Source organism: Kitasatospora sp. MY 5-36 (genome assembly GCF_001182915.1).
In the GTDB taxonomy this organism is placed as follows: Bacteria; Actinomycetota; Actinomycetes; order Streptomycetales; family Streptomycetaceae; genus Kitasatospora.
Map to the genome: position 1 here is coordinate 1 of NZ_LFVW01001331.1, position 870 is coordinate 870.

The following is an 870-nucleotide window of genomic DNA, read 5'->3' on the forward strand; positions in this document are numbered from 1 at the left end:
GAACGGGGCTGCCGACGGTGGACGAGAGGGCGGGCCGGCGGACGATGCTCCTGGACGGCGATCCGCTGGGCGGGGGCCTCGACATCCTGCTCGGCGGCGAGCGGGTCAGCGGGCTGCGCTGGCCCGATCTGGCCGGCTCCCGCGGGCGGGTCAGCGGGGCCGAGCTGGCCCGGGCGCTGCCCGCGCTCAAACGGCTCTCCGCGCTGTCCTGCCTGTCCTGGGACCGCGGCGACACCCTGACGGTGCCGCCGGAGGCCATGCGCAGCGTGCTGGCCGCCTCCAGACGGCGCGGCGGGCTGGTGGTGGTCGACGTGCCCCGGCACCTCGACGCGGCCGCCGGGCAGGCGCTGGAGCAGTCCGACCTGGCGCTCCTGGTGGTGTCGGCCGAGCTGCGCGCGGTGGCCGCCGCCGACCGGGTCGCGGCGGCGGCCCGGATGCGGCTCGGGGACGTCCGGGCCGTGGTGCGGCCGGTGCGGGCCGGCGGGCTCCCGGCCCGGCAGATCGTCCGCGGGCTGCGGTTGCCGCTGGCGGGGGAGCTGGAGCCGGAGCCGGGCCTGGCCCAGGACGTCGTGAAGGGCGTCCCGCCCGGAAGCCGGGAGGGCGGCCCTCTCGCGCGCTTCTGCGCGAGCTTCCTGACCGAGGTGCTGCCGCCGGTGCCGGTGGCTGGAGGAGGTGTGTACTGATGGTCCGTCTGCGCAGAACGGTCCTTCGGAGCGGATCGCCCGGTCCGGGCGGCGGTGCGCGGGAGCACCGGCCGCTGCGGAGCGTGCCGCCGCCCGGCGGGCCGCCGGAGCCCGGGCACGGGCCTTGTCCGTACGGTCGCACGGCCCGCGAGCAGCGGGCGGCGGCCCTGGTGGACGCGGTCCGGCT

The 870-nt window shown here is 79.1% G+C and carries 1 protein-coding gene; it reads left to right on the plus strand.

The features are described 5' to 3' along the window. The coding region (gene ssd / locus AE652_RS42275) for a septum site-determining protein Ssd (protein WP_049661525.1) at nt 1-683 on the plus strand (683 nt) is incomplete at its 5' end. Nucleotides 684-870 lie beyond the last annotated feature (187 nt).